The sequence below is a fragment of the Shewanella carassii genome, from assembly GCF_019670705.1.
Lineage (GTDB): Bacteria > Pseudomonadota > Gammaproteobacteria > Enterobacterales > Shewanellaceae > Shewanella > Shewanella carassii.
Map to the genome: position 1 here is coordinate 2,766,418 of NZ_AP024618.1, position 23,719 is coordinate 2,790,136.

At 52.4% G+C, this 23,719-nt stretch carries 24 protein-coding genes; 6 read left to right on the plus strand and 18 right to left on the minus strand.

The features are described 5' to 3' along the window. Positions 1-117: 117 nt before the first annotated feature. Positions 118-858, minus strand: coding sequence for a hypothetical protein (locus K5621_RS12575; protein ID WP_100145583.1), 741 nt, complete (start codon positions 856-858; stop codon positions 118-120). 153 nt (positions 859-1,011) lie between these two features. Then, positions 1,012-1,959, minus strand: a complete 948-nt coding sequence (rssA, locus tag K5621_RS12580; protein ID WP_100145581.1) for a patatin-like phospholipase RssA — start codon at positions 1,957-1,959, stop codon at positions 1,012-1,014. A 232-nt stretch (positions 1,960-2,191) separates the two neighbouring features. On the opposite strand from rssA, the gene K5621_RS12585 reads away from it, so the two are divergent. From K5621_RS12585 to K5621_RS12600, 4 genes are all read left to right on the plus strand, one after another. Beyond that, positions 2,192-3,547, plus strand: coding sequence for a DEAD/DEAH box helicase (locus tag K5621_RS12585; protein WP_221049402.1), 1,356 nt, complete (start codon positions 2,192-2,194; stop codon positions 3,545-3,547). A 47-nt stretch (positions 3,548-3,594) separates the two neighbouring features. Continuing rightward, a complete protein-coding gene (locus K5621_RS12590; protein ID WP_100145576.1) occupies positions 3,595-4,032 on the plus strand; it encodes a DUF3010 family protein in 438 nt (145 codons plus the stop codon). Positions 4,033-4,036: 4 nt separating this feature from the next. After that, on the plus strand, positions 4,037-4,546 hold the full coding sequence (locus tag K5621_RS12595; RefSeq protein ID WP_221049403.1) for a M48 metallopeptidase family protein: 510 nt from the start codon (positions 4,037-4,039) through the stop codon (positions 4,544-4,546). A gap of 312 nt (positions 4,547-4,858) precedes the next feature. Beyond that, on the plus strand, positions 4,859-5,269 hold the full coding sequence (locus tag K5621_RS12600; protein WP_221049404.1) for a hypothetical protein: 411 nt from the start codon (positions 4,859-4,861) through the stop codon (positions 5,267-5,269). A 37-nt stretch (positions 5,270-5,306) separates the two neighbouring features. On the opposite strand, the gene K5621_RS12605 is transcribed toward K5621_RS12600, so the two are convergent. The 5 genes from K5621_RS12605 to K5621_RS12625 form a co-directional block, all read right to left on the minus strand. Continuing rightward, on the minus strand, positions 5,307-6,158 hold the full coding sequence (locus tag K5621_RS12605; RefSeq protein ID WP_221049405.1) for a TPR end-of-group domain-containing protein: 852 nt from the start codon (positions 6,156-6,158) through the stop codon (positions 5,307-5,309). Positions 6,159-6,279: 121 nt separating this feature from the next. Beyond that, on the minus strand, positions 6,280-7,563 hold the full coding sequence (locus tag K5621_RS12610; RefSeq protein WP_373289258.1) for a peptidoglycan DD-metalloendopeptidase family protein: 1,284 nt from the start codon (positions 7,561-7,563) through the stop codon (positions 6,280-6,282). A gap of 169 nt (positions 7,564-7,732) precedes the next feature. Continuing rightward, positions 7,733-10,915 carry an AAA family ATPase gene (locus K5621_RS12615; protein ID WP_221049406.1) on the minus strand — a complete coding sequence of 1,061 codons (3,183 nt, stop codon included), beginning with the start codon at positions 10,913-10,915 and terminating at the stop codon, positions 7,733-7,735. Next, a complete protein-coding gene (locus K5621_RS12620; protein WP_221049407.1) occupies positions 10,912-12,054 on the minus strand; it encodes an exonuclease SbcCD subunit D in 1,143 nt (380 codons plus the stop codon). Before K5621_RS12620 ends, K5621_RS12615 begins: the two co-directional genes overlap by 4 nt. 124 nt (positions 12,055-12,178) lie before the next feature. Continuing rightward, the gene (locus K5621_RS12625) at positions 12,179-12,952 is read right to left on the minus strand and encodes a TSUP family transporter (protein ID WP_100145562.1); all 774 of its coding nucleotides are present in this window, start codon (positions 12,950-12,952) and stop codon (positions 12,179-12,181) included. A gap of 122 nt (positions 12,953-13,074) precedes the next feature. Here K5621_RS12625 and gcvA point away from each other — a divergent pair, with 122 nt between their 5' ends. Next, positions 13,075-13,962, plus strand: coding sequence for a transcriptional regulator GcvA (gcvA, locus tag K5621_RS12630; protein ID WP_100145560.1), 888 nt, complete (start codon positions 13,075-13,077; stop codon positions 13,960-13,962). A 177-nt stretch (positions 13,963-14,139) separates the two neighbouring features. On the opposite strand, the gene K5621_RS12635 is transcribed toward gcvA, so the two are convergent. The 5 genes from K5621_RS12635 to K5621_RS12655 all read right to left on the minus strand — a co-directional run bounded on the left by K5621_RS12635 (position 14,140) and on the right by K5621_RS12655 (position 17,715). After that, positions 14,140-14,526: a ribonuclease E inhibitor RraB gene (locus tag K5621_RS12635; protein WP_221049408.1), complete on the minus strand. Its 387-nt coding sequence runs from the start codon at positions 14,524-14,526 to the stop codon at positions 14,140-14,142. A 16-nt stretch (positions 14,527-14,542) separates the two neighbouring features. Next, complete coding sequence (locus tag K5621_RS12640) at positions 14,543-14,764, minus strand: RNA-binding S4 domain-containing protein (RefSeq protein ID WP_100145556.1); 222 nt, start codon at positions 14,762-14,764, stop codon at positions 14,543-14,545. An 87-nt stretch (positions 14,765-14,851) separates the two neighbouring features. Then, positions 14,852-15,385, minus strand: a complete 534-nt coding sequence (locus tag K5621_RS12645; RefSeq protein WP_221049409.1) for a GNAT family N-acetyltransferase — start codon at positions 15,383-15,385, stop codon at positions 14,852-14,854. Positions 15,386-15,404: 19 nt separating this feature from the next. Continuing rightward, positions 15,405-15,761, minus strand: a complete 357-nt coding sequence (locus K5621_RS12650; RefSeq protein WP_472544862.1) for a peptidylprolyl isomerase — start codon at positions 15,759-15,761, stop codon at positions 15,405-15,407. Positions 15,762-15,879: 118 nt separating this feature from the next. Further along, on the minus strand, positions 15,880-17,715 hold the full coding sequence (locus K5621_RS12655; RefSeq protein ID WP_100145552.1) for a DUF885 domain-containing protein: 1,836 nt from the start codon (positions 17,713-17,715) through the stop codon (positions 15,880-15,882). 79 nt (positions 17,716-17,794) lie between these two features. On the opposite strand from K5621_RS12655, the gene K5621_RS12660 reads away from it, so the two are divergent. Beyond that, positions 17,795-18,304 (plus strand): diguanylate cyclase domain-containing protein, encoded by a 510-nt coding sequence (locus K5621_RS12660; RefSeq protein WP_100145550.1) that lies wholly within the window; start codon positions 17,795-17,797, stop codon positions 18,302-18,304. A 49-nt stretch (positions 18,305-18,353) separates the two neighbouring features. On the opposite strand, the gene K5621_RS12665 is transcribed toward K5621_RS12660, so the two are convergent. From K5621_RS12665 to K5621_RS12690, 6 genes are read right to left on the minus strand one after another with little or no spacing between them, the layout of a single operon-like run. Continuing rightward, on the minus strand, positions 18,354-19,604 hold the full coding sequence (locus K5621_RS12665) for a tetratricopeptide repeat protein (RefSeq protein WP_100145548.1): 1,251 nt from the start codon (positions 19,602-19,604) through the stop codon (positions 18,354-18,356). A 1-nt stretch (position 19,605) separates the two neighbouring features. Further along, positions 19,606-20,226 carry an energy transducer TonB gene (locus K5621_RS12670; protein WP_100145546.1) on the minus strand — a complete coding sequence of 207 codons (621 nt, stop codon included), beginning with the start codon at positions 20,224-20,226 and terminating at the stop codon, positions 19,606-19,608. A 1-nt stretch (position 20,227) separates the two neighbouring features. Next, positions 20,228-20,632, minus strand: coding sequence for an ExbD/TolR family protein (locus tag K5621_RS12675; RefSeq protein WP_025011238.1), 405 nt, complete (start codon positions 20,630-20,632; stop codon positions 20,228-20,230). Positions 20,633-20,645: 13 nt separating this feature from the next. Further along, positions 20,646-21,173 (minus strand): MotA/TolQ/ExbB proton channel family protein, encoded by a 528-nt coding sequence (locus K5621_RS12680; protein WP_082014355.1) that lies wholly within the window; start codon positions 21,171-21,173, stop codon positions 20,646-20,648. After that, on the minus strand, positions 21,173-22,528 hold the full coding sequence (locus K5621_RS12685) for a MotA/TolQ/ExbB proton channel family protein (protein WP_100145544.1): 1,356 nt from the start codon (positions 22,526-22,528) through the stop codon (positions 21,173-21,175). Before K5621_RS12685 ends, K5621_RS12680 begins: the two co-directional genes overlap by 1 nt. After that, entirely contained in the window at positions 22,528-23,310 is a 783-nt protein-coding gene (locus K5621_RS12690; protein WP_100145542.1) for a DUF3450 domain-containing protein, read from the minus strand. The genes K5621_RS12685 and K5621_RS12690 overlap by 1 nt, the downstream gene beginning before the upstream one ends. Positions 23,311-23,719: the final 409 nt, after the last annotated feature.

The window sequence follows — 23,719 nt, forward strand, 5'->3', positions numbered from 1 at the left end:
TGGATCATGGTATTGGAGATGATGAATAAGAGTTTGGGATTAGTGCCAACGAGCACAACTTGTTGAGATTTTTCCCTTGACCCGGACCTGGACGAAAGCTAAGTCGGCGGGCCTAATTTACCTTTTTGCCAAGGCCAGATAACTGTTGATTTGCCCACTGGCTTGTTGCTGGCTACCGACTGCAGCAGCGGTACGCATCAAAGCGCTGACGCCACTCAGCCGCGATAACAGCTGTGGATCTTGCAATGCGGAGTCGGCCTTGGCCGCTAGCTTATTGCTGTTGCTCCCTGCACTCTCGGCGGTTTGATTTTCTCCCTTAAGCAGGGTATCCAACTGTGCCGCAACCTTATTGGCCGCCAAGGAGATTGATGGTGAATACATCATTCCCATATTGCCCATCAGGTTGTCCGCCCCTTTAAGCGCATTGAGTAAAGGGCTTTGGCTGGCCTGTTGTCTGAGCAGGCCAATCTGCCCCTGAATAAACTCCTTGAGGCTGGCGTTATCCTTAGTATCAACCCCCATCAAACCACTGCTTTGCAATCTGCCAAGTTGTTTTTCCGATAAAAAGCCTTCATCGGAGAGCCGTTCCAAGAGTTTAGGTAAATCGGCACTACTGAACTGACCAGAGCCGAAAAACTCCTTGGCCAGTTCCTGTACCCTAGCGGCTCTTCGTCCCTCACTGGAAAGAGAGATACTATCTTGACCTATTTTGGCCGAGTTCTGGCTTTGGTTTTTGCTGTCATTGACTGTTTCAGTATCAACAACCGAGAGACCATTGCCGCTGGTAAGACGATTATTGACGCCGTAGGCATCAACCCCGGACAATCTGGGATCCACTGATGAATGGATAGGCTGCATGTCAGTTTTCCGTCATATAGATATTCAACTGTGCGTTTTTTAGCCTTAACTAGCTGGAAATAGTCAAAAAAACGCCTTGAAATACCCTGATGCTGATGATGTGCTGACTATGCAGGAAGTGTGCCCACACGTATCAGTTGCAGGCAATGCCTTTTACAGCCGCCCCAACGCCGCATCAATCAGATGTGAAGCCTGCTGCACCGCCTTCTCACCGGCAGCAATCGCCTCACCGGCACGGTGAAACTCCATAGTACCTATGTCCGATACCTTGGGAACAATGAAGATATCCGGTGGATCCCCCATCAAGCGTGCACGCTTGTGACGCTGCTCCAGAATATCCATCGACTGCGACATCACCGCCAGCATCCCAGGCTCGGCCTTGTTGCCGAGGGAAAACTTGTCGGTCAAACCGGAAATATAATCCTTACCCTTGGCCAACAGATCCATAAAGCCACTCTCTGAGGCGTGTGCCATATCCCGTCCTTGAGCCTGAGGCTCTGCACTATTGAGTGCCACAGGTACCATTTGCAACTGCTCTCGTCTGTGCCCATGCAGATCGACACCTATCACCAGATCAACTCCCATGGATCTGGCCACAGACACTGGGATGGGGTTAACCACAGCGCCATCCACCAGCCAACGATGGTTCTGACGCACAGGTGACATGATCCCCGGCATGGAGCAAGAAGCCCTGACGGCCTGGCGCAAATCGCCTCGGCTGAACCAGATCTCCTGTCCTGAATAAAGATCGGTCGATACCGCAGTAAAGGGGTATTTGAGCTCTTCGATCAAGAGATCGCCGATGCGGTCCTGAATGGCGCTGAATACCCGGTCACCACTGATGAGCCCTCCCCGGCCCCAACTGATATCCATCAACCCCAAGACATCCCAACTGGAAAAGCTGCGTACCCAGTCTTCCAACTCTTCGAGGCGTTCATTAGCATAAGCTGCGCCGACCAGGGCTCCTATGGATGAACCGGCGACCTTAGCCGGATGCACCCCCATGGCTGCCAGTCCCTTGAGTACACCTATGTGGGCCCATCCTTTGGCGGCGCCGCTTCCCAGCGCGATACCAATACAAGGGTTATGACTCTGCGTCATCCTCTCTCCTTTATATTTTTCTACCAGTCACGCAGCCTAAGCTTAGACAGCCAAGGCAGCATACACCCGAAGCCAGTACTGCTCCAGATTTTATCCGGCAGGACTCCGGCCACACACTTGCGACTTTTTTGAACAAAAGTCGCAAGTGTTTCGACACTCCTTTGACTAAATACATGCCCAGCGCCGTAAAAGCCGTTATAATGTGCGGTCGTTTTTATTGAGGAGTTCACCTTTGCATTTTTCCGATTTTTCGCTGGATCAGCGTCTGCTGCAAACCCTTAAACATATGGGTATCGATGAGCCTACCGAAATTCAGCGTGAAGCGATTCCCGTGGCGCTGGCCGGGAAAGACCTGATGGCCTCATCCAAGACGGGCTCGGGAAAGACCTTGGCCTTTTTGTTGCCAGCAATGCAAAGGGTGATCTCCACCAAGGCGCTCAGTAAGCGTGATCCCAGGGTACTGATACTCCTGCCGACCCGTGAGCTGGCCAACCAGGTCTACGCCCAGCTGCGTCTGTTGGTTGCCAATACCCAATATCGAGCCATCAGTGTGCTTGGCGGAGAAAACTTCAACGATCAGGCCAAGGCCCTGGCGCGGGATCCACACTTTATCGTCGCCACCCCGGGACGGATTGCCGACCACCTGTCACAACGCCATCTGTATCTGGAAGGGCTTGAACTGCTTATTCTTGACGAAGCCGACCGTATGCTGGATCTGGGCTTTGCGCCTCAACTCAAGGCGATCAACGACGCCGCCAACCATAGACGGCGGCAGACCCTGATGTTCTCGGCCACTCTGGAACATGAAGAGGTCAATGATATCGCCGCCACCTTGCTCAATGACCCACAGCATGTGGCCATTGGCGCCGCCAATGCCGAGCATCAGGACATACACCAGCGTATTTTCCTCTGTGACCATCTGGATCATAAAGAGACGCTGCTGATTGAACTGCTAAAGCGCGAACAACAGCGCCAGGTGATCATCTTCACCGCCACCCGCCAGGATACCGACAGATTAGCCGAAAAGCTCAAACAAGAGGGCTACAGCGCCGTGGCGCTCAGTGGTGAACTGCGCCAAAGCGCCCGTAACCAGATAATGGATCAGTTCAGCCGCGGCCAGCAGCAAATTCTGGTGACAACCGATGTGGCCTCCCGCGGTCTGGATCTGGTGAATGTCTCCTTGGTGGTCAACTTCGACATGCCCAAGTTTGCCGAAGAATATGTCCACCGTATCGGTCGTACCGGCCGCGCCGGCGCCAAGGGTGATGCCCTGTCTCTGGTGGGCCCCAAGGACTGGTTCAACTTCAAGAAGGTGCAGAGCTTTCTCGGTCGCCGCTTCGAGCTCAGTACCCTTGAGGGGCTCGAACCCAAATTCAGTGGCCTGGCCGATCCCAAGCGCCAGAGCAACAAACCCAAGAACGCCAAGGCCAGCAAGCCCAAGGGCCGCAGCAAGACAGCGGCTAAACCGGGCAAGACCAAGTCAGGCAGAGACAAGCGCTTTATTACCGGGGTGGATGTGGGCGATGCCCCTATGAGGCGTAAACCCGCTCCAGTAGATAACGGCGATGAAAGCGGCTCCGAGTCATAAGATTAACATTAGCCGCCGGTGCGGCATGATGAACCACAAGGAATACCATGAAAGTTTGTGCTGTTGAATTAAAAGGCGGCGAAGCCGTCATCTGTTTGCTGAGCGCCCAGGGGGACGTATTCAACGTTCCCGATTGCCGCCGTCACTCATTTACCTTGAGCAACCCTGCCAGTCAGGAAGCAATTCGGGAATTCCAATTCGCTTTCGATAAGCTGATGGAAGACTACCAGGTCGAGCACGTCGTGATTATCGAGCGCGAATACAAAGGCAAACTGGCTGGCAGCTCTGCCAGCTTCAAGTTCGAGGCGGCCATTCAATTGGGTAAGTTGCCGGTAACCCTGCTGACACCACAAAACATTAAAGAGCAGCTTAAACGCAATCCACCACAAGTGGACTTCAGCGGCCTGGAGCTGAAAAAGTTCCAGCAAAACGCCTTCGAAGCCGCTTACGCCTTTTTGCAAATGCGGATCTACAAGAAGGTCTAACCCCTTGAGCGGTTTTGATTATCTGGCCCATTACAGCGAAGAGATCAGGCAGCAAGTTCAGCAGCTCAGCCAAACGGGCAAGCTGGGAGAATACCTGCGAAAACGCCATCCCGAGCTACACCAGATCCGCAGTGATAAAGCGCTTTGGGACTATACCCAAGCGCTGAAGCAAACTTATCTGCGTCAATCAAACCCGCTTGCCAAAGTGTGTTTTGACGACAAGATCAGCCTCAGCCATCAGGCGCTGGGGCTGCATACCTACGCCGCCCGTAAGCAGGGACACAAACTCAAGACCAAGAACGAAATCCGTATCTCCTCTCGCCTGAAACGGGCACCCGAAGCCTTTTTGCGAATGTTGGTGGTGCATGAGTTGGCACATTTGAAGGAGAAAGAACACAACAAGGCTTTCTACAAACTGTGCACCTATATGGAGCCTGATTACCATCAGTTGGAGTTTGAGCTCAGGATCTACCTCAGCTTGCTGGACGCCAACCAAGACCCCTACCCAATGTGAGTGTTAGAGCTGCATTCAAAACCGCTTAGCTCTGAAAGTTTGGTTCTTGGACTTTCTGCAATATATCCAGTTGCTATCCAGCCGTTATTCGAAGCGTTTCCCGCCAATACCTGCCCTCAAAAGAACCCAAGCGTTATAAACTCAACCTTATATTGACTGATAATAGTTTTCATTTAAAATCAGCTTTAGTTTTTGGTGTCAGCTTTTCAAACAGCCTTTTCAAAAGTTATCGTCAGGCCACTTCTGATGGCTTCTTTTAACCGGCTTTGGCTTGGCCAGTGATGAGGATACCGGCAAGGTGTGGAGTGGTTTATGCCCAAGATAAGCAAGCATGTTTCCAAGATATGTCACAAGCAGGCCAATAAGGCACTGAAAAAGACGCTACCCGCACTTGGCAAGTCCAGCCGCAAACGCCTTGGCAAAGACTTGGTTAGCGCATTAGAGCAGCAACTGCCCACTGAACTCTCCCGGCAGAAGAAGCTCAAAAAACCGCAAAAGAAACTGCTCAAGGCAGAACTACAAAACCGAGTCGGCACCTGGATTGCCGCCAATCAAGCTTCTGTCGAACTCGGACAACTTCACAGCCTAAAGCCCCAGACCGGCAGCATGAGCTTTGCGCTGCACCCCTTTAAGAAATCCCCCTGCGGCGGCTGCCCGGCACTCAAGGGCAAACTGTGCCGCTGCGCCCTTAAGTATCAGCAGCGGCTACAGCAGGCAGGTTAACCCTGCCGCAGGACTAGATAATTGCCCGACATTACTGTCAGTCATCGCTGATCAGATCGTCAAAACGTTTGTAGCCATGCAGGGAATCAAAGTCTTTCTCCTCCTTGGCCGCCTCACTGAGTGAGGCACTGAAACCCACAGCCAATTCCAGATCGGAAATCGCCTGCTCTTCCGAGCCCATGCGGGTAAAGGCGCAGGCCCGCTGATAAAGCGCATTGGCGTTCTTGGGATCCACTTCCAACACCCGGTTACAGATGCTCAAGGCCCAGTGATACTCGCCCATTTCCATGGCGGCATCGGCCTTGTAGGTTAAGGCTTCGAGATCGCCCGGACGTATTTTGAGGATATCGTTGTAGATCTCGATTCGCTGCTCCGGCGTCTGCGAATGTTGAGCACGGATCCACAGGTTGTGTATCTCGTTGATCCGCTCAATTTCCTTGTTGTTTTCCGTAATGATCCGGCTCTTGCGTTTCAGCTCACGCTCCATCTCCTGAAACTTTTTCTCATACTGGGCGGCAATCGCCTCCAGTTTCTCGTTGGCCATCTCTTGGGTCTTGTCGCGAATATCCTTGAGGGACTGCCAACCGACCAAGGCGATCAGTGACACCGCGGCGGCAATGAGGTAAAAGAAGTAGGTCACAGTCACATTGGCGTAGTTCATCGACTTGTCGGCCACCGCCAACTCTCGGTCGGTAATATCGACCGTAACCCGTTTTTCCAGCGACTGCATGTCTTGCCGTATCGACTTGAGCTCATCGAGCACATAGCGCTCCATCAAGGGCTTGTCGTAAATACTCTGCTCCGAATAGGGTTTTGGGGGCTCTTCGGCCGCCGTAACCGGCAACGCCAGGCTCAAGAACATCAATACCAGTGCATGCCATAACTTCATTTTTCCTCCTGTTGCACTCAGGTTTTCTCCACACCCTAACAAATAGGGAGGGATGGGTAAAATGAGCTTATAAAAAAGCCAGCGCTCAAGACGCTGGCCGGTGCACTCACAATAAACGGATTTAACCGAGATCCATCATCATCTTACGGGTACTGACCAATTGGCTGAACTCACGCATCTGCTCTTTGGAGAGTTGGCTGGCCATGGGGATATCCGCCTTCATGGCATTCACCGGCCGACCATTGACATGAAACTCATAATGCAGATGCGGCCCGGTCGAACGCCCGGTATTACCGGACAGCGCGATAACTTGGCCACGACTGACTCTCTGGCCCTTGTGCACCAAAGGTTTAGACAGATGCAGATACCGGGTACGGTATTTGTTGCCATGCTCTATCACTATATATTTACCGGCAAATCTGTGATTGGTCACCAGGGTCACTACACCGTCGCCAGGCGCCACGACCTTGGTGCCTATTGGCACTGCAAAGTCGGTACCGTTATGAGGGGAAACCCGCCCTGTGACCGGGTGACGGCGATTGGGGTTGAATGATGAGCTGATCCTATAGCGTTTCTCCAGCGGGATCCGCTGAAACGCCCGCGCCAGGCTCTGACCTTTCTCATCATAGAAGTTGCCATCTGTGCTCTGAAAGGCGGTAATTTCATTGCGGCCGTTTTGAATGCGTAATCCCAGCACCTGACTGACACCGGTCGACTCCCCTTCTATGTACTGATCATTCATCAGCACAGAAAAGTGGTCACCGGCACGCAGATCCCGGGCAAAATTGAGCTTTTCTTTCAGCAGGCTCTCAATTTTTTGAATTTCGGCGGCGCTCAGGCCGACCCGCTGCGCCGAGCGATAGAAAGACCCCTGGATTTCACCGCTGACAATCCGGTTTTGCCAGACGCCTTCGATGTTGATCTCTTCAACCCCATAGCCGCCATCATCGAAACGTTTGAACAGCACCTGATGTGCGGCGTTAAAGTAGAGTTCCAGCTGGGTCAGGTTGCCCTGCTCATCGATCCAAAAGCGGATCCTGTTACCTGGCTGCAGAGTATCGAGTGCCAGAATATCCAAATCGGCTTCCAACACCTTATACATGGTTTGCTGGCCAACTCCCGCCTTTTGGAACAATACGCTGAGGGTGTCACCACTTTGGATCACACGTTCAAAGTCCGGGCCGGCGACTTCAACAACCGAAGGCTCAGTGCTGACTTGAGGCAGCAGAGCTTCAATATCCAGATGCAAGGGAATACGTTGTGGGGTGACTTCGTGAGTCCCGGGCCATAATAGCGCCGCGCCCACCAATAAGCCTGAGCTGAGCAGCAGCTTCTTGTGTAAAGTGGGCAAGGCCTGCAAACGCATAGGGATCATACTCAACCAGGAAATTCTATCTGTCTGCAACTGTCGCCTCACCGAGTTCAAACTGAAAACCAATAGTTCAAGCCCCTGTTTTCAAGGGGCCAACAGCAAACTTATATCAAAAAAAGTCCCTGAGACAAGTATTATTCGCCAAAACCCTATGATTACTGGGTGAATTTAAAAACAGTCCAACAAATCGGTCCCATTTGCATCAAGCTGTAACCAGGCGAATGCTGCTGCCCAAGGCATGCTTGCTGATATCTATACGGCAGCTTATCTGCTCTTTCATCTCCGACACATGGGAAATAACCCCTATCATGCGGCCACTGGATTGCAGATCCATCAGGGTACGAACCGCCAGCTCCAGCGAGTCCTGATCCAGGCTGCCAAAACCTTCATCAATAAACAGGGTATCGAGCTTGATACCACCGGCATAAGCTTGCACCACATCAGAGAGTCCCAGCGCCAGCGACAAGGCCGCCATAAAACTCTCACCGCCGCTGAGAGTGGCCACCGGACGCACCTTGGAGCTGTAAGCATCTTCCACCTCAAGCTCCAGACCAGAGGCCTTATTGCCCTTGGCCCTGTCCTCTTTACGCAGCAAGCGGTAGCGGCCTTTGCTCATCAGCGCCAAACGGCGACTGGCCTCGAGCAGCACATCATCGAGCAAAACACTGAGCACAAAGCGCTGCAGACTCACCTTGCTATGGCTGTTGCCATTGGCCACATCACTCAGAGTGCCGATTAGGGCGTATTCCTGCTCCAGCGCCTGAGCGGCTAGCGCTTCTTTATTGAGCTGGGCTTCTGTGCCTTTCAGGCTCTGCATTCGGTTATTGAGCGTCTGCCAAGCAGACTCCGCCTCGGCGAGTTGCTGCTGCTGTTGCTGCCAGAGGCTTTCAAGCTGCCCAAGCTCAGGCAGGCTTTGTCCGGCGAGCCGCTCATCCATGGCTTTGAGCAGCGCCTGCTGCTCAAAGCGCTGCGTGCGCCAGGCCTCTATCTTCTCAGCCAATGCCTGCATCTGCGCTTCATCCAGCTGCACCTGTTCCAAGGTTTGGCGATCAGCAAATCCAGATTGCTTCAGGGCATCATCAAGCGCATGCTGCGCTTTGATGGCAAACTGCTCGGCCCGGGCGCTGTCTTCACGGCTCGATGTCAAGGCCTGCATCAGCGCCTTATGCTGGCTGACGGCCTCGGTATACTGTTGATTGATATCTTGCTGTCGCTGTTTAAGCTGTTGCCACTCACTCTGCTTTTGCTCAAGTTGCCGCGCCATCAGTTCAAGCGCCGCCTCGGCTGCCAAAGCATGATATTCATTGGGCAGAGCAGCAAGCGCCGCGTCTTTACGGGCTCCCGCAAGACTCAACTGCTCTCTTAGCTGCTGCAACTGCTTTAATTGAGTCTCGCTGTGTTTGAGTCGCTGCTCCACTTGCTGCTCGGCCTGCTGCAATTGCTTCCTGCAGTTATTGAGGCGGGTTTGAGCCGCTTCGGCCTGTTGCAACTCATTGAGCAGCTGCCTGCGCCGGGACTCAAGCCTGTCTATTTCACTAGCGAGATCGGCTTTGGCATAAGAGTCGGCATCCATAGCGGCGTCAGCCTTAGCCTCTGTCGTAACACCAGTCTTAACATCAGCCGTAACACCTGTCGTAACATCCGCGGCGATAAAGGCGTGTAACTCAGCGCTCAAGCGCTGCAGCTCGAGCTGCAACTCCTCGGTTTGCCGCTTGATATGACGATAATCGCTGCGGGCCGCCTCATGCCTTGCCGAAGCTTGCTGCTCGGCGTCTCTCGCCCGGTTGAGCTCGGTTTCACCCGGAATATCCTGCGCCATCTCGGCCGGTGCCGGGTGATCCAAGCCGCCGCATACGGGGCAAGGCTGCCCCGGCTGCAGCTTGGCCGCCAGAATAGCCGCCTGGCCTGTATGCCAGGCCAGTTGCAACCTTTGATGTTCCGTTTCGGCGCTCTGTCTTTCAGCCTTGCATTGATGACCATAGGCCTCGGCCTGCTGCAGGCTGACTTGGGCTTGCTGCCATTTTTGCTTAATGTGCCCGAGCTGCTCCGTCTTCTCCAGGCGAGTGTTCAACGCCGCCAGAGCCTGATGCAACGGCCCTTGGCGCTCGGCGCTTGAGCACAGTTCCTTCTCCTCTGACTTAAGCTTTTGTTGTTGCTGCTGCCATTGTTCCAGCTCAGTGTGACTCTGCTGCTCTACCCGTTCAAGGCGCTCAAGCTCCACTAGGCCAAGCTCATGCTCCTCGGTCAGTTGCTTGAGCTCGTTAATAGCCGGCTGCAGCTTGTCGAGTTGTTCAAGCTCCCGTCGCAGCTTATTAGCGTGCTCATCCAACTCGGCGAGTGTTGCCTTGTCATCTGTAGCCTGTTTCAGACGCTGCTCGGCGCTCTGCAACTGCTTGGCATAGTCAGCCTCCTTGGCTTTAGCCTGCTGCCACTCCTGCTGGCGAAACTGCAACTCTTTGAGGCTTGGCAGCAGCTTTTCAGCCTTGCGGGCATTCTCCAATGTCTGCTGGTGCAGCTCGATTTCAGCGCGCCGCAGCTCAAGCGCATCAAGCTGGGTTTGCAGCAGCTTGCGGCGCTCAAACTCGGCGGTTAACGCCTTGGCGTTATCGAGCGTCTTGGCACTCTGGGCCAAGGCATCGCTGGCTTTTTGTTTGTTACCTGTCGCTTCGCTCAAAGAGGGGGTCAGAGCGGCAATTTCCGCTGTCAACTGCTCGAGACTCTCGACACCGGCAGTTTCCAAAATCCCGGCGCGGCGTGATTGCAAGTCTCTGGCCTTTGCCTTGATTTCCAGCGCCTGCTGTTTGAGGCGCTCTTCAATGCGGCGATAGATATGGGTTTGAAACAGCTGGCTGAAGATCTTTTCCCGCTCTTTGGAGTCTGCCAGCAAAAGCTCGCGGAACTTGCCCTGGGGCAGCACCATCACCTGGCGAAACTGATCCACATCCAGGCCAGTCAACTCTTCGATGCAGGCGTTGGCATCCGTGACCTTACTGGCCACCAGCAACTCTTCAGTGCCATCGGGCATCAGCCGCTTGAGTTCCGCCTCGCTCTTTTGCAGGGTAAAACCCTCGCCCCGGCTTTTGGCTCTTTGCTGCTCGGGACAACGACGAATGCTGTAGCGTTTTTGCCCCAATTCAAAACTGAAATACACTTCGGTAAGCAGGCCGTCATCGGCATTGTCGCAGCGCATCTGGCTGCCTTCTCGCTCGTTACCTGTGGTTTTGCCGTACAGGGCAAAACAGATGGCATCCAGAATCGTGGTCTTGCCCGCCCCTGTGGGGCCATTGATCAGAAACAGCGGCTTGTCGCCCAGCTCGGTAAAGTCGATGCGCTGACAATCGGCGAAGGGGCCGAAGGCGCGCATTTCCAAAATCAGCGGTCTCATTGTTCCTGCTCCCTGTGCAACTCTTCAATCAAACGGCTCATGGTCTGCTGCTGCGCCTCTGTCATGGCTTCACCCTGCACCTGACTGAAAAAATCGCTGAACATGTCGAGCTCACCTTTTTTGATTCTGTCGCGGCCAATCTCCTGCCCCTGCTGCCGGGACATCAGGCCCGTGCGCTCCAGATGCAACACATTGGGATAGACGCCGCGCAGTTTGCCCATGGGATCCAGCAGCGCCTGGGTATCGAGCAGACGCACCATCAGGTAATCTTCCCGCCCCGGATCTTTTTCGCCCTGTTGCAACAGTTCATCGAGCAGGCCTTCAATCACCCTCACATCCCGCCTGGGTTTTAGCGGTAGCAGAGTGATTTTTGGGGTATTAGCTGCGCTCAGCTCCACCAGAGTCACGGATTTTTTCTGTTTGTGTTCACTGAAGGAATATTTCAGCGGCGAGCCCGAATAACGCACGTGCTCGGCGCCCTTGTATTGCGGGCCATGCAGATGCCCGAGCGCTGCGTAGTCAAAGCCGCGAAAGAGTGCAGGGTCGATTTTATCGGCGCCGCCGATACTCAAGGGCCGCTCGGATTCAGACTCACTGCCGCCATCGAGGAAACAGTGGGCCACCACTACCTTGGGCAGGCCTTGGCTGTCGTGCGCCTGAACCTGCTCCAGCAAGCAGGCCATCGCCTGCTGATGACTGCCGGCATCTACCTCCAGCACATGCCTTACCTGCGCCGGCTCGGCATAGGGAATGGGATAGAAACAGGCATCGCCGTCACGGCCTTTGAGGATAAGCGGCTTAACCTGCGCTTGCAGCGGACCGCTAATATAAAGGCCGCTGGCGGCCATTTGCCGCGCCGCAAATCCGAGCCGCTCCTGACCGTCGTGATTGCCGGCTATCATGAGCACAGGAATGTGATGCTCATTGAGCAGGGTATTGAGGAACTTATCCAGCAGGGCAACCGCGCTGGCAGGCGGGATCGAGCGGTCATATATGTCACCGGCGACCACCAGGGCATCAACCTGATGCTCAGCGGCAAGTGCCACTATCTGCTCAAGCATATGGGCTTGCTCATCCAGCAGCGACTCGTTGTGCAGTTGCCGACCGATATGCCAGTCCGAGGTATGGATAAATTTCATTGGGCGCTAAGATTACAGGCGGATACGTGAGCCTTATGGTATGCAAAATCAATGCAATAGTATATGCGCCTGCCGAGGTTCTACGGCCGAGTGCTTACCACTCAGCCGTCTGTCTTATTTGGGCTTAAAAACTCCACTGATATTGATCGGCCAGCAGCTTGAGGCTCATGACCAGCGACATGACCACCACCAGCGGCTTGATGATCTTGCTGCCCTTGGTGATCACCAGACGTGAGCCCAGAGTCGCCCCGGCGGCCTGCCCTGCCAGCATCACCAATCCCAGCAGCCAAACCACCTTGCCGCCAAGGGCAAAAAAGATGAGCGAAGCAATATTGGTGGAAAAATTCAGTACCTTGGCATGAGCCGTCGCCTTGGCCAGACCGAACCCCGCCAAGGACACAAACGCCAGGGCAAAGAAGCTGCCGGTGCCCGGGCCGAAAAAGCCATCATACAGGCCCACCCCGAGTGCGGCGGTAAAGGCAAATACCCCCGGGGTCAGAACCCTGGCGCGGTCATCTTCAGTAATTTTCTTGGAAAACAGGAAGTAACAACCAATAGCCAAAATAAGAAACGGCAGCATCAACTCCAGCACGCTGGCATCTATCAATTGAACCAGAATCGTACCGACTGAGGCGCCGACAAAGGCGCAGCCAATTGCCAGTTTCATCTCACCCAAATTCACCATTCCCTTACGCACAAAGTAGAGGCTGGCGAAGAAACTGCCACCACAGGCCTGTAGCTTGTTGGTGCCGAGTGCCGCCGCCGGAGGCAGTCCGGCCCACATAAGCGCCGGAATAGTCAACAGGCCACCGCCACCGGCGATAGAGTCAATAAAGCCCGCCACCAAGGCGACAAAAAACAGAACCGTAGCCAATTGCAGAGTGAGTTCAAATGCCATTTTTTATGTTGTCGAATACAGAGTTGAAGGATCGCTATTAGACGCAGTTTGCCCGCAAAAGGCAAAGGAGTTATTCTCGCCTATGCGTGAGATTTTCTCACATAAAAAACAGCGGAGAAAACATGCTTCAGGAATTACCTCCTCTCAATGCCCTGCGTTCATTCGAAGCAGCGGCAAGGCTGCAAAGCATCACCCTCGCGGCGCAGGAGTTGTATGTGACCCACGGTGCCATCAGCAAACAGGTGCGCCTACTCGAGAATTTTCTGGGGTTCAGTCTGTTTGTGCGTCAACACAGGCAACTGGCGCTCACAGATGAGGGGCGGCAATACCTGCCACAGGTGCAGGCGGCTCTGCAGACTCTAGCCAATGCCACCGCCGAGCTGAAACGTCAAAGTCTCAAGGCGCAGACCCTGGCCATCAATGTATTACCCAGCCTGACCATCAACTGGTTGATCCCGAGAATGGAGGAATTTAAGTCACGCTTTCCGCAATTGTATGTGGATCTCACCATAGGCGACTTCGCCGTCGACTTTGCCAGCGGCCGCTACGACATCGCCATTCGCTCCGCCACCAGTGAACCTCAGGGAGTAAATGTGATCAAACTGATGGATGAAGAGCTGTGTCTGGTGTGCTCGCCGCTACTGGCTCCCAAGCTAAAGCAACTGGAAGATATCAACCAGGTAACGCTGCTAAAGCACACCACCCGCCCTGAGCTTTGGCCTTACTGGGCCAAGCAACTGGGGATAAAACTTACCACAGAGCAGAAGTTTGGCGTCGAACATTTCTATATGCTGAGTCAAGCCGCCGCCAGCGGCATGGGAGCGGCGCTGATCCCGCGTTTCTTTATCGAAGATCAACTCAAGGCCGGCACTCTGGTGATCCCCTTTGAAGCGCCCTTTGTCAGCCCCTACAGCTACTATCTGTTAACCCCCAAGTCCAGCGGCCTGCCACGTAAGTCGGCATTATTTATCGATTGGTTGCTGTCTGAGTTTGCGCCTTATCGTAAATGAGGCTAAAAGCAGAACGAGCCAATAAAAAGCCACCCAAATTCGGGTGGCCTAGGGGTAATGGTTCTTGCTAAGGACTAGGCCATTTGCCGTGAGCCGCGCCTTGCATCCGAGTCTGTAAGTCGACGCAGAGCACTGACGGGACTCGTTCGCACCTTCCTTAGCGATAACTCACTATCTTCAGTGGTGGCAGTGGTCGTCGCACTCATGCTCATCATCGGCAAACTCGTCATCGCCGTCCTGATGCTGCATCACGCCCCAGCCATCTGTCATACCATCAAACTCGGCGGCAAAGGTGTTCAGCTCGGTTTCGCGCGCCACCAATGCCTGATACTCGGGCACCATATTGATGCAGACAATCAGCTCCCACTTTTCAATCTCTTCGTTGAACTGCAGCTCAACTTCGCCTGCCTGCTCGGATTGACTCAGATCTTCCAATGCCGATTCAGCGTCGCGCTGATCATCAAACACCAGGAAAAAGTCCACATCCAAAGGCTTGCTCAGGTCGATACCCGACTCCTGCATTGCCTGCAGCATCTTGCCGTTGTCATCATCTGGAAATTGCATTTTGTTCCCCTTGCGCTTATTGCGCCGCCACTATTTTAACCGTTTCGCCGTTGAAGTTGACCAGATCGCCTGGCAGCAATTTCTTGCGCTTGCGGGTTTCAACCTCGTTATTGACCAGCACCAGCCCTTCGGCAATCACATGCTTGGCCTCGGCGCCGGCACTGGTCATGCCTTCTGCCTTCAGCACCTTATAAAGCTCAATATACTCATCGCCGCTATTGAGGGTGAATTCGCTCATTTTCTGTGTCACTGTGACCTTGCCTTGCTGGAATTGACTCGATTTGGGGCGGATTATAGCAGCAAGCATCCGCTTGGGGGAGAGAAGTCAACGACGCTCATCACTGAGCAGGCCATAGGCCCTGTCATCCACCCAAAGATCGCCGATACGGAAGTTGTGCCGCAATATCCCTTCAAGCTCGAAGCCACATTTCTCCATGACCTTGGCCGAAGCCAGATTGTCATTGGCGCAGTGACCGATGAACTTATGAATATTGAAGCTCAAACAACCCCAATCTATTACCCCGCGTAGCGACTCCGTGGCATAACCCTTCCCCTGCATATCCGGATGCAACAGGTAACCCACCTCCGCCTGCGCCAGCTCAGGATCGACGCAATAAAAGCCGGTCAAGCCGACAAAATGGCCACTGCCCAGTTCTTCAATCACCAGCGTCAGCCAGTCGCCGGACTCGTAACGCCAAGGCTGGCTGCGCTGCTCAAACTTGGCTTTGAGCAGTGGTTCGGGTTCGGGATCTCTAACAAAGCGGCCCACCTCAGGATCGCAATGCAGTGCCAGAAACGCCGGCCAATCTTGCTCCTTCAGAGTCCTGAGCCTGAGTCTATCGGTATAGATTTCTATCACTTGCTTAAACTCTTACAGCTTAACCGCGACTGGTGACTTCAAGCAGGTGAAAACCAAAAGCCGTTTTCACCGGCCCCTGTACTTCATTGAGCGGCGCGCTGAACACCACTTCATCAAACTCACGCACCATCATTCCCGGGCCAAATGAGCCCAGCTCGCCGCCTTGTGCACCAGAAGGACAAGCAGAATGTTTACGGGCCAACTCGGCAAAATCGGCGCCATCGATAATCTGTTGTTTCAAGCTGGCGCATTCTGCTTCGGTTTTTACCAGTAGATGTCTTGCTGTTGCCTGTACCATAATTTGCTCCTCAGTAATCTTGGCCAAGTGGCCTTTTTTCGGTCGGTCACCGAACAAACCCGGCCAGTATAATATCATTCTGTGTCAGAAGTTAACTGACACAACAATAATGGCAGGCCGTGAGTCAAAGATAAAAAACGCCGTCAGATGACGGCGTTTTGAGTTTGCTTATCAAAGACTCGACTTAAATTCAGTCTCAGGCAGATGCTTTTTGCTTCAGCTGCTTTTCTATCCAGAGATCTATCTTGGCTTCCATCACCGCCATGGGTAAGGAACCTGTGGTAAGGATTTGATCGTGGAAGGCCTTGAGGTCGAAATTATCCCCCAGGGCTTTCTCGGCCCGGGCTCTGAGCTCCAGGATCTTCAGCTGACCAACTTTATAAGACAGTGCCTGACCAGGAATTGCCATATAGCGCTCCACCTCGGCGATAATGTCGCTTTCCGCCAGTGGAGAGTTGTCTTTCATATACTGAATCGCCTGTTCACGGCTCCAGCCCTTGGCATGCAGGCCGGTATCCACCACCAGACGCATCGCCCGCAGCATTTCATCCGAGAGCTTGCCGAAATATTGGTACGGATCTTCAAACAAACCCATCTCTATTCCAAGATATTCGGCATAGAGGGCCCAGCCCTCTTCAAAGGCGGTATAACCGCTGAAACGTTGGAACTCAGGCACGCCCTGCAGCTCTTGCTTGATGGCTATTTGGAAGTGGTGACCCGGCGCCGCCTCATGCAATGACAAGGTAGTCATGCCCCACTTGGGCTGAGCTTTCAGATTATAGGTGTTGATGTAAAACACCCCTGGACGACTGCCATCGACGGCCGGTGCTTCGTAGGAAGCTCCCGCGGCCGATTTTTCACGGAAGCTTTCAACCGGCTTCACCACATAGTCAGCCTTGGGCATCACATTGAAGTAACCTGGCAATACGGCATTGATTTTATCCTTAAGCACCATATAGCCGTCAATTAAGCCCTGCCTGTCACTGAAGAAGTACTCTGGCTCGGATGACAGTGAAGCAAAGAAGGCCTTGAGATCACCTTCAAAACCCACTTGCTGGCGCACCTTGTCCATTTCATCGAGGATCCGCGCCACTTCCTTGAGGCCGATTTGATGAATATCGTCCACCGCCATAGTGGTTGTGGTATGAGCATTGGCCAGATGTTGATACCAGACTTTACCGTTAGGCAGCGCCCACCAACCGTCAGTGGCCCGCGAGGCCGGCAGATAGGTTTGCTCAAAATATTGCTTGAGAGAAGCGATAGCCGGCAGCAATTCTTGACTGATCATCTGCTGATATTCTTGCTCAATCAAGGCGCGTTCGGCGGCGTTGAAACTCTCAGGCATCTTGGTCACAGGGGCGTAGAAGATACTGTCTTGAGGCTTGTCCACCAACTGTGCCTGCAACTGAGGGATAAGCCGCTCGACCAATACCCGTGGCAGCACAACCTTGCTGGCAATGCCCTCATCCATACGTTGTTTCGCCAGTTCAGTCCAATTGACAAAACCTTTCACCCTCTGCTGCCAGTTGGCGTAATCCTGCGGGGTATTGAAAGGCTGGGCACTCTCACCGCTGCCAAGCTGCACCATGGTAATCACTGTGCTGTAGAACTGGCTTATTGGCATAAAACGGCTGGGGAAGGTTTCATCCACCAACGCCATATCCCTGTCATAGACAAACATGTCGTAACTGAGTTGCAACTGTTCGGGCAAGGCTTGTCTGTCTATGGTCTTAGCCTGGGCGGCGTAGCGGCTGTTGAGTTCATGACGCTGTTTGAGGTAGGCCTCGGATAGGTCGCCACCGAAAGTATCGTTATAGTCATTGATCCCAACAAAGGTGGCATAGATGGGCTCAAGCTTGAGGTAGTCCTTGAAGAACTGATCCACCATGGCGAGATAAGCCTGCTCTGCCGTTTGTACCATTACCGCAGCGGGCTGTTGCTCCGCCTGAGGCTGAGTCACCAAACTGCTCTCCTCTTTGGAGCAACCGCTCAACGCCAAAATAATAGAGCACAGCAAAAACCCTTTTTTCATTGTCGTCATTCTCCTGTCACAACTCAGTAGATGGATTGGTTAACTATACTTGTAACATTCATTAGCTCGGAGCCAACCCATGATTTATTCCTTCAGTAACTCGGGTTTCAGGGATCCGGAAACCGGGGTCTATAACCGGACCTATTTTATGGAAGTCTTCCACCGCGAATGGTATCGCCATCTGCGGGATCACCAGAGTCTGGCGCTATTGTATCTTTGCCCTCACATACATGAAACAGTTAACCAACCTCACCTGCTGGAATTCTTTGCCAAACAGATACAAGAAGCCTTGCTGCGCAATACCGACCTATTGGGACGCATGAACCACCATCTGTTCGCCCTCGGCCTGTTCAACGTCGATAAGATGGGGACAGAGAAAGTGATTGAACGGATTAACGAAAAAATAAAGGCCTTCAGCGAAGAGTACAGTAAGTTTCATCACTTGCAGCTGGATTATCGCCTTGCGGCCTGCATCTGCTTACCCAATAAAGAGTTGAAACCCGAGACCTTGTTTATTGATGTCGAAGCCTTGAGTCATCAGCTAGAAGAGCAGGACAGCACGCTTTCACGTGTCAAGGAAGTACACTGACTCGCTGACAATAAAAAAGCCCCTTACGGGGCTTTTCACTGGCATAACATTAGAGCGAAACGTTGTGGATCCGCGCTTTCTCTTTTATGTATGACAAGTAGCTAGTGGCGCTGCGAGCCGTCTTGGAATCTTTGGAAGCCAATTCGGCACGGCGGTAAGCCGACTTATAGTCTTTCAGGTTCAAGTAGGCCAGTGCCAGCTCAAACTGAGCTTCACCTGGGTTTTCCAGTCCGGCATCCAGCGCTTGCTTAAATACTGGAATCGCTTCCTTGAACTGCTGATCCAAGGCCAGCAGACGGCCTTGTTTCAGGTACAGCTTGCCATCGTTACCGGCAGCAGCTGCTTGACCATAATAGGCCGCGGCCTTCTTCAGCTCCTTGGCGTTGTGGAAGAAACCGGCCAACATGGACAGGTTTTTCTCACTTTTTTCGATAAGCCCTTGTTTCATATGCTTCTCGAAAATCACAGCGCCGCGATAAGCCGAACCTTTGGACGCCAACAGTTGCGACAGACGAGTGATGTTATCAGCGGTTTCCAGGAAACCGTTCTGATAAGCCAGATCGTATGTCACTGTAGCCTTGTCGAAGTTCTCGGTCAGCAGATAGAGCTGAGCCAACTGAACCCAAAGACGCTTATCGTCCTGAAACAGGGGGACCATAGTTTCCAGAACACCAACCGCTTTCTTGTACTGCTTGAGGTTGAAGTAAGCCTGGAACTTAAGCTGGTAAAGGTTCTTGTCGGGCGTTTCGGCCAGTGACAAACCTTTGTCCGCGGTTTTCAGCACGTTCTGATAATCTTTCAGCTCTGTATAGGCGATACCGATACGACGGTAGACCACAGGATCTTGTTTACAGGAGAAGTCCATCCACTTGTTATAGTAAGTGATAGCTTCTTTAAACTTCTTCTCCTGCAGCAGCAGATCCGCATACAATTTCAGCGTTGCACTGTGATCGGTTCCACCGAGTATATCGGCTTCTACTGCCTGCTTCAGGTACTTGATGGAGGTACCCATCTGACCTTTTTCAGCGTAGAAGTTACCGAGCATACGGGCGATATAGGCCTTGTCGAAGTCATTACGGGCGTTGGCTTCCAGCAATACTGCGATTGCTTCGTCCAGATTACCGTCCTGATAGGCTTCAAAGGATCTCTGTACCTTTTTGGCAGCAGTTTGACCCACAGCCTTGGCCTGACGCTGGTCGATAGGACACTTCTCAGCGGCCTGGGCGATTGGCGCCATCAGCACTGCACTACCCGACAAAGTCAACAGCATGGCTGCAGCAAGCTTATTCACTTTTTGCATCTTATCTGTCTCCTTGGTTCAGGGTGAAGTCCAGCTGAACTGTCATACCGGGTTGCTTCATCGGCTTACCGTCAACAATCTTCGGCTTGTACTTCCACTTCTTCAGTGCACGAACCGCTTCACGATCAAAGATCCTTCTCGGTTCAGCCTGGATAACTTCAACATCATCAACACCACCGAGTTCGTTGATAGTAAAGCGAAGTTGTACCCAACCTTCTTTACCATCACGCGCCGCAGCAATGGGATACTGAGGTTCAATCCGCACGATAGGTGTTGCATCACCATCGCGGGTCATCATGTTGCCCAGCTTAAAGCCTGTACTTGGACCGCCTGCTTCTACTCCACCCATATTGAATGACATATTGGTATCAATATCAGAAGAGCTATCCGGTGGCGTTTCCGCTGGCTTCGGTGGCTGCTCTGGTGGTGGGGGTGGCTTAGGTGTCACCCTTGGTTTCTTCTGTGCCTTCGAATCCTGCTTGTCCATTGTGATCTCGATAACTGGCGTTTCGGTTGAGGTGTCGCCACGTTGAGCGCCACCTCCGACCAGGAATGCCATAAACCAGAACAGACCAAAAGTCACAGCAGCACCAATAATGATAGATACTAGTGCTCTTAACATATCAGTCGTTCCCCGCAGATACCGAGACCTTATCAATACCAGCAGCCTTCACCTGATCCAGTACTTTAACAACCAAGCCGTGTTGGGCTTCTTTGTCTGCCTGGATCAGAACGGCGGCTTCTGGTGCCTCTGCCAACATACGTTCTACGTTAGCGGTTACTCGTTCAATATCAACCTGACGGTTTTCCATCATAATTACGCCGGTTTTACTGACGCCGATAAAGATGTTCGCCGAAGGTTTTGAAGTCGCTGTGGACGCCTTGGGTTTGTTGTAGTCCAAACCGGATGGCTTCACAAACGAGGTGGTCACAATGAAGAAGATCAGCATGATGAACACGATGTCGAGCATCGGGGTCATATCGATCTGTGCTTCCTCTTCTACACTGGAATGCTTCTTACGTGCCATGTTCAATCTCTCTCTAGTGGTGTGGCAGGCTGTCTTTCAGCTTTTCCAAGCTGATTTTCATCTTGGCGTCCAAACGAGTGCTAAAGAACACCCCGGACAATGCCGCGACCATACCAGCCATAGTTGGCATAGTGGCCATAGAAATACCAGCTGCCATCAGACGAGCATTACTCGTCCCCTGAACTGCCATAACATCGAACACTGAAATCATACCTGTCACTGTACCCAGCAGACCTATCATAGGACAGATGGCTACCAGTGTTTTGATGATCAGCATACGTGCATTCATATCTTGCTTCGCTTGGGATACCCAAGCTTCACGGATACGGTGTGCATACCAGGAAGTGGTTTCCTCCCTGGCATTCCATGCGGTAATGATCTCTTTATGATTCTTAGGTGATACCCAGTTCAGATACCAGAATCTTTCAAGCATCAATACCCACATGAGAAACAGCACCGCCGCAACAAGCCAGAGGACGTCGCCTCCGGAGGCCATGAAGCCCCTGACGGAATCCCAAATGTCCATCAGGTATAGCATCATTAGTCAGCCCTCTTCTCTGCGTGTTCAGCAATAATACCGGCACTTTGCTCTTCAAGGATTTGAACAATAGACTTACTGCGAGCCACAACAATAGCATGACACAACATCAGTGGCAGAGCCGCAATCAGACCCTGTACTGTAGTTACCAGTGCCATAGAGATACCACCGGCCATCAGTTTTGGATCGCCAGTACCGAACAGCTGGATGCTCTGGAAGGTTGCAATCATACCGGTTACGGTACCCAGCAGACCCATCATAGGAGCGATAGCCGCCAATACTTTGATGATGGAGATACGTGTTTCCAGTGCTGGTGTTTCTTTCAGGATAGCTTCATCCAGTTTCAACTCCAGAGTCTCAACGTCAACATCTTTGTTCTCTTGGTACACTTTCAGTACACGGCCCAGAGCGTTGTTACCTGGGTTGGCAACATTCTTGGCCTGAGACTTAACGCGGGCACCGATAACGGTCAGAGTCACCAGACGCTCCAGCGAGATCAGCAGACCCAGAGCCAGCAAGGCGATGATGATGTAACCAATGGTACCACCGGCCTCAATACGGTCTTGGAAGCTGGCCTTCTGAGTGAAGATGTTCAGCAGAGTACCGCGGGCAGGGTCAATATACAGTTTGGCTGTACCCGAAGTGGCTTTTTCAAAGTCAGCGATAGGCTTAACTTGGTAACCTTCAGGCTGTTGAGACAGCTCCTGGATCAGACCCAGCTCGTGGTTCAGCACCACATACTTGTTATCAGCCAACAGGTTAAAGGCACCAACACGATAGATGGTGGTGTTTTTCACGTTACCATCGATGTCGGTTACAGAGCCTTCAAACTTAACCACTTTGCCAGACTCGGCCATCTCGAACAGTTGCTCTTCCCAGAAGCGCTCCAGTTCTTCAATCTTAGGCAGTTGCTTACGGGCACCCAGATCCTGAACGAACTTGTCACGTCCTGGATACTGAGCACTGACGTTGGAGTTGATTAGCTTGCCGGCGAAATCGCCTGCTTCACCTTTAACCACACCAAACATTTCACCCAAGTCACCCTGAGCGGTTTTCAAGTCTTCTTCGAGTTGAGCAATCTTACGCTCGTTGTCTAGGAAGGCCTGGTTCAGATCTTTACCACGCTGAGTTTCAGCAGCCAGCGCATCTTTTTCACGCTTCAGCAACGCGGCCTTGTCGCCACGCTCGGCTTGGAACTCTTGCTCACGCTTGGCGTTGATTTTACCTTGAGCGGCACGCTCAACTTTGACTTGCTGCAGTAGTTGGTCAATCGTCTTAGGCGCCTCAGCGGCACTGGCCATACCGGCAGACAGTGAGAAACTGGCAGCAACGACGGCGGTAGTGATTAGCTTTTTCATTATTGTGCAGCCTCCGCAGCTGGAATTGGTAGTGCAAACAGATCCAGAGCCCCTTGTTTACGGGCGATACGAATACCCTTGGTGATGTCACGCAGGTAGCTGTCATCCAGCTTATCCCAGCCCTTGGTTTCAGGGTTGTACATCCAGGCAGTCTTCTGGTCCAGGCTCTGAGCGTACAGAGCTACACGGCCCAAGCGGAAGAAATCAACCAGCACTTCTTTACCGTCAAGATTCAGCTTACCGGTTTCAACGTCAACAAAGCTGCCGTATTCACGCTCGATGCTGTACGCATCCAGGATCAGACGGAACTTTTCAGCCAGAGTCACTTCGGCAGTGTTAAGCAGGTCTTTAAGGTTTTTGACGCGTTGTGCACGGTCTTCAGACTTGAATGGCAGATCCAGAGCCACGAACTGCTCCAGGGCATCAACCATTTTAAACATCAAAGGAACAACACCCTGACGCAGTTTGTCTACGCCATTGATATCGTCCTGAATGGACTTCATTGTGGCTTCCTGATCAGCGACCAATCCAGCCAAATAATCATTGTAGGCTTTGAGAGATTCCCGCTCGTCAGCAACGGCGGAATATTCGAAAAGCATATCTTGAGCCTGGTCAAAATACTTATCGATCTTCTTTTGTGACGCAACGGCTTCTGACTGTAGGCGACCCGCGGCTTGTTGCGCGTCGGTAAGAGGATCTGCAACGACTAAGTTGCTGCTGGCGAGTGCCAGCGCGCCAACAAGCGCAGAAGCGATTTTTGTTCTATTGCTTACCTTGGACATAGTTCCCAACCAATTTGAAGTGATTAAAAAGGTTTAACTTTTCAGCAACAGTGCCTCGAATATCCCTTTTCAACGGCGACTAAAGCTATCAAGTATGTCTTTCTCTTGTGATTGTTAGTTTTTTATCTTCCCTTTCCTATACCCCTGGAGGCATAGACCCGCTGGCATCATTTCACAAAATGTTGACCTGTGTCAACATTTGAAATGAGATGAAAACGCCGGAAATCGGGGTTAACTGTGCGATTATTCACTAATAGCCACTTTTTACAATTTATATACAAATGTCAATGATTTGCTTAGCCGATAAACGCCATTACGCCCTATTGAAATTTCTGATTAATACCATGATTTTTATATGAATTAAAAAAAACAAAAGCAGCATTCTCTCTTGCACAAGCCTAAATGGAGT

Coding starts and splice junctions, on each gene's coding strand:
- K5621_RS12675 (WP_025011238.1), bottom strand. CDS start 20,632: ATGGCACGTAAGAAGCATTCCAGTGTAGAAGAGGAAGCACAGATCGAT.
- K5621_RS12590 (WP_100145576.1), top strand. CDS start 3,595: ATGAAAGTTTGTGCTGTTGAATTAAAAGGCGGCGAAGCCGTCATCTGT.
- rssA (WP_100145581.1), bottom strand. CDS start 1,959: ATGACGCAGAGTCATAACCCTTGTATTGGTATCGCGCTGGGAAGCGGC.
- K5621_RS12690 (WP_100145542.1), bottom strand. CDS start 23,310: ATGTCCAAGGTAAGCAATAGAACAAAAATCGCTTCTGCGCTTGTTGGC.
- K5621_RS12655 (WP_100145552.1), bottom strand. CDS start 17,715: ATGAAAAAAGGGTTTTTGCTGTGCTCTATTATTTTGGCGTTGAGCGGT.
- K5621_RS12620 (WP_221049407.1), bottom strand. CDS start 12,054: ATGAAATTTATCCATACCTCGGACTGGCATATCGGTCGGCAACTGCAC.
- gcvA (WP_100145560.1), top strand. CDS start 13,075: ATGCTTCAGGAATTACCTCCTCTCAATGCCCTGCGTTCATTCGAAGCA.
- K5621_RS12685 (WP_100145544.1), bottom strand. CDS start 22,528: ATGAAAAAGCTAATCACTACCGCCGTCGTTGCTGCCAGTTTCTCACTG.
- K5621_RS12600 (WP_221049404.1), top strand. CDS start 4,859: ATGCCCAAGATAAGCAAGCATGTTTCCAAGATATGTCACAAGCAGGCC.
- K5621_RS12635 (WP_221049408.1), bottom strand. CDS start 14,526: ATGCAATTTCCAGATGATGACAACGGCAAGATGCTGCAGGCAATGCAG.
- K5621_RS12640 (WP_100145556.1), bottom strand. CDS start 14,764: ATGAGCGAATTCACCCTCAATAGCGGCGATGAGTATATTGAGCTTTAT.
- K5621_RS12625 (WP_100145562.1), bottom strand. CDS start 12,952: ATGGCATTTGAACTCACTCTGCAATTGGCTACGGTTCTGTTTTTTGTC.
- K5621_RS12680 (WP_082014355.1), bottom strand. CDS start 21,173: ATGATGCTATACCTGATGGACATTTGGGATTCCGTCAGGGGCTTCATG.
- K5621_RS12575 (WP_100145583.1), bottom strand. CDS start 858: ATGCAGCCTATCCATTCATCAGTGGATCCCAGATTGTCCGGGGTTGAT.
- K5621_RS12660 (WP_100145550.1), top strand. CDS start 17,795: ATGATTTATTCCTTCAGTAACTCGGGTTTCAGGGATCCGGAAACCGGG.
- K5621_RS12650 (WP_472544862.1), bottom strand. CDS start 15,761: ATGATATTATACTGGCCGGGTTTGTTCGGTGACCGACCGAAAAAAGGC.
- K5621_RS12670 (WP_100145546.1), bottom strand. CDS start 20,226: ATGTTAAGAGCACTAGTATCTATCATTATTGGTGCTGCTGTGACTTTT.
- K5621_RS12605 (WP_221049405.1), bottom strand. CDS start 6,158: ATGAAGTTATGGCATGCACTGGTATTGATGTTCTTGAGCCTGGCGTTG.
- K5621_RS12665 (WP_100145548.1), bottom strand. CDS start 19,604: ATGCAAAAAGTGAATAAGCTTGCTGCAGCCATGCTGTTGACTTTGTCG.
- K5621_RS12615 (WP_221049406.1), bottom strand. CDS start 10,915: ATGAGACCGCTGATTTTGGAAATGCGCGCCTTCGGCCCCTTCGCCGAT.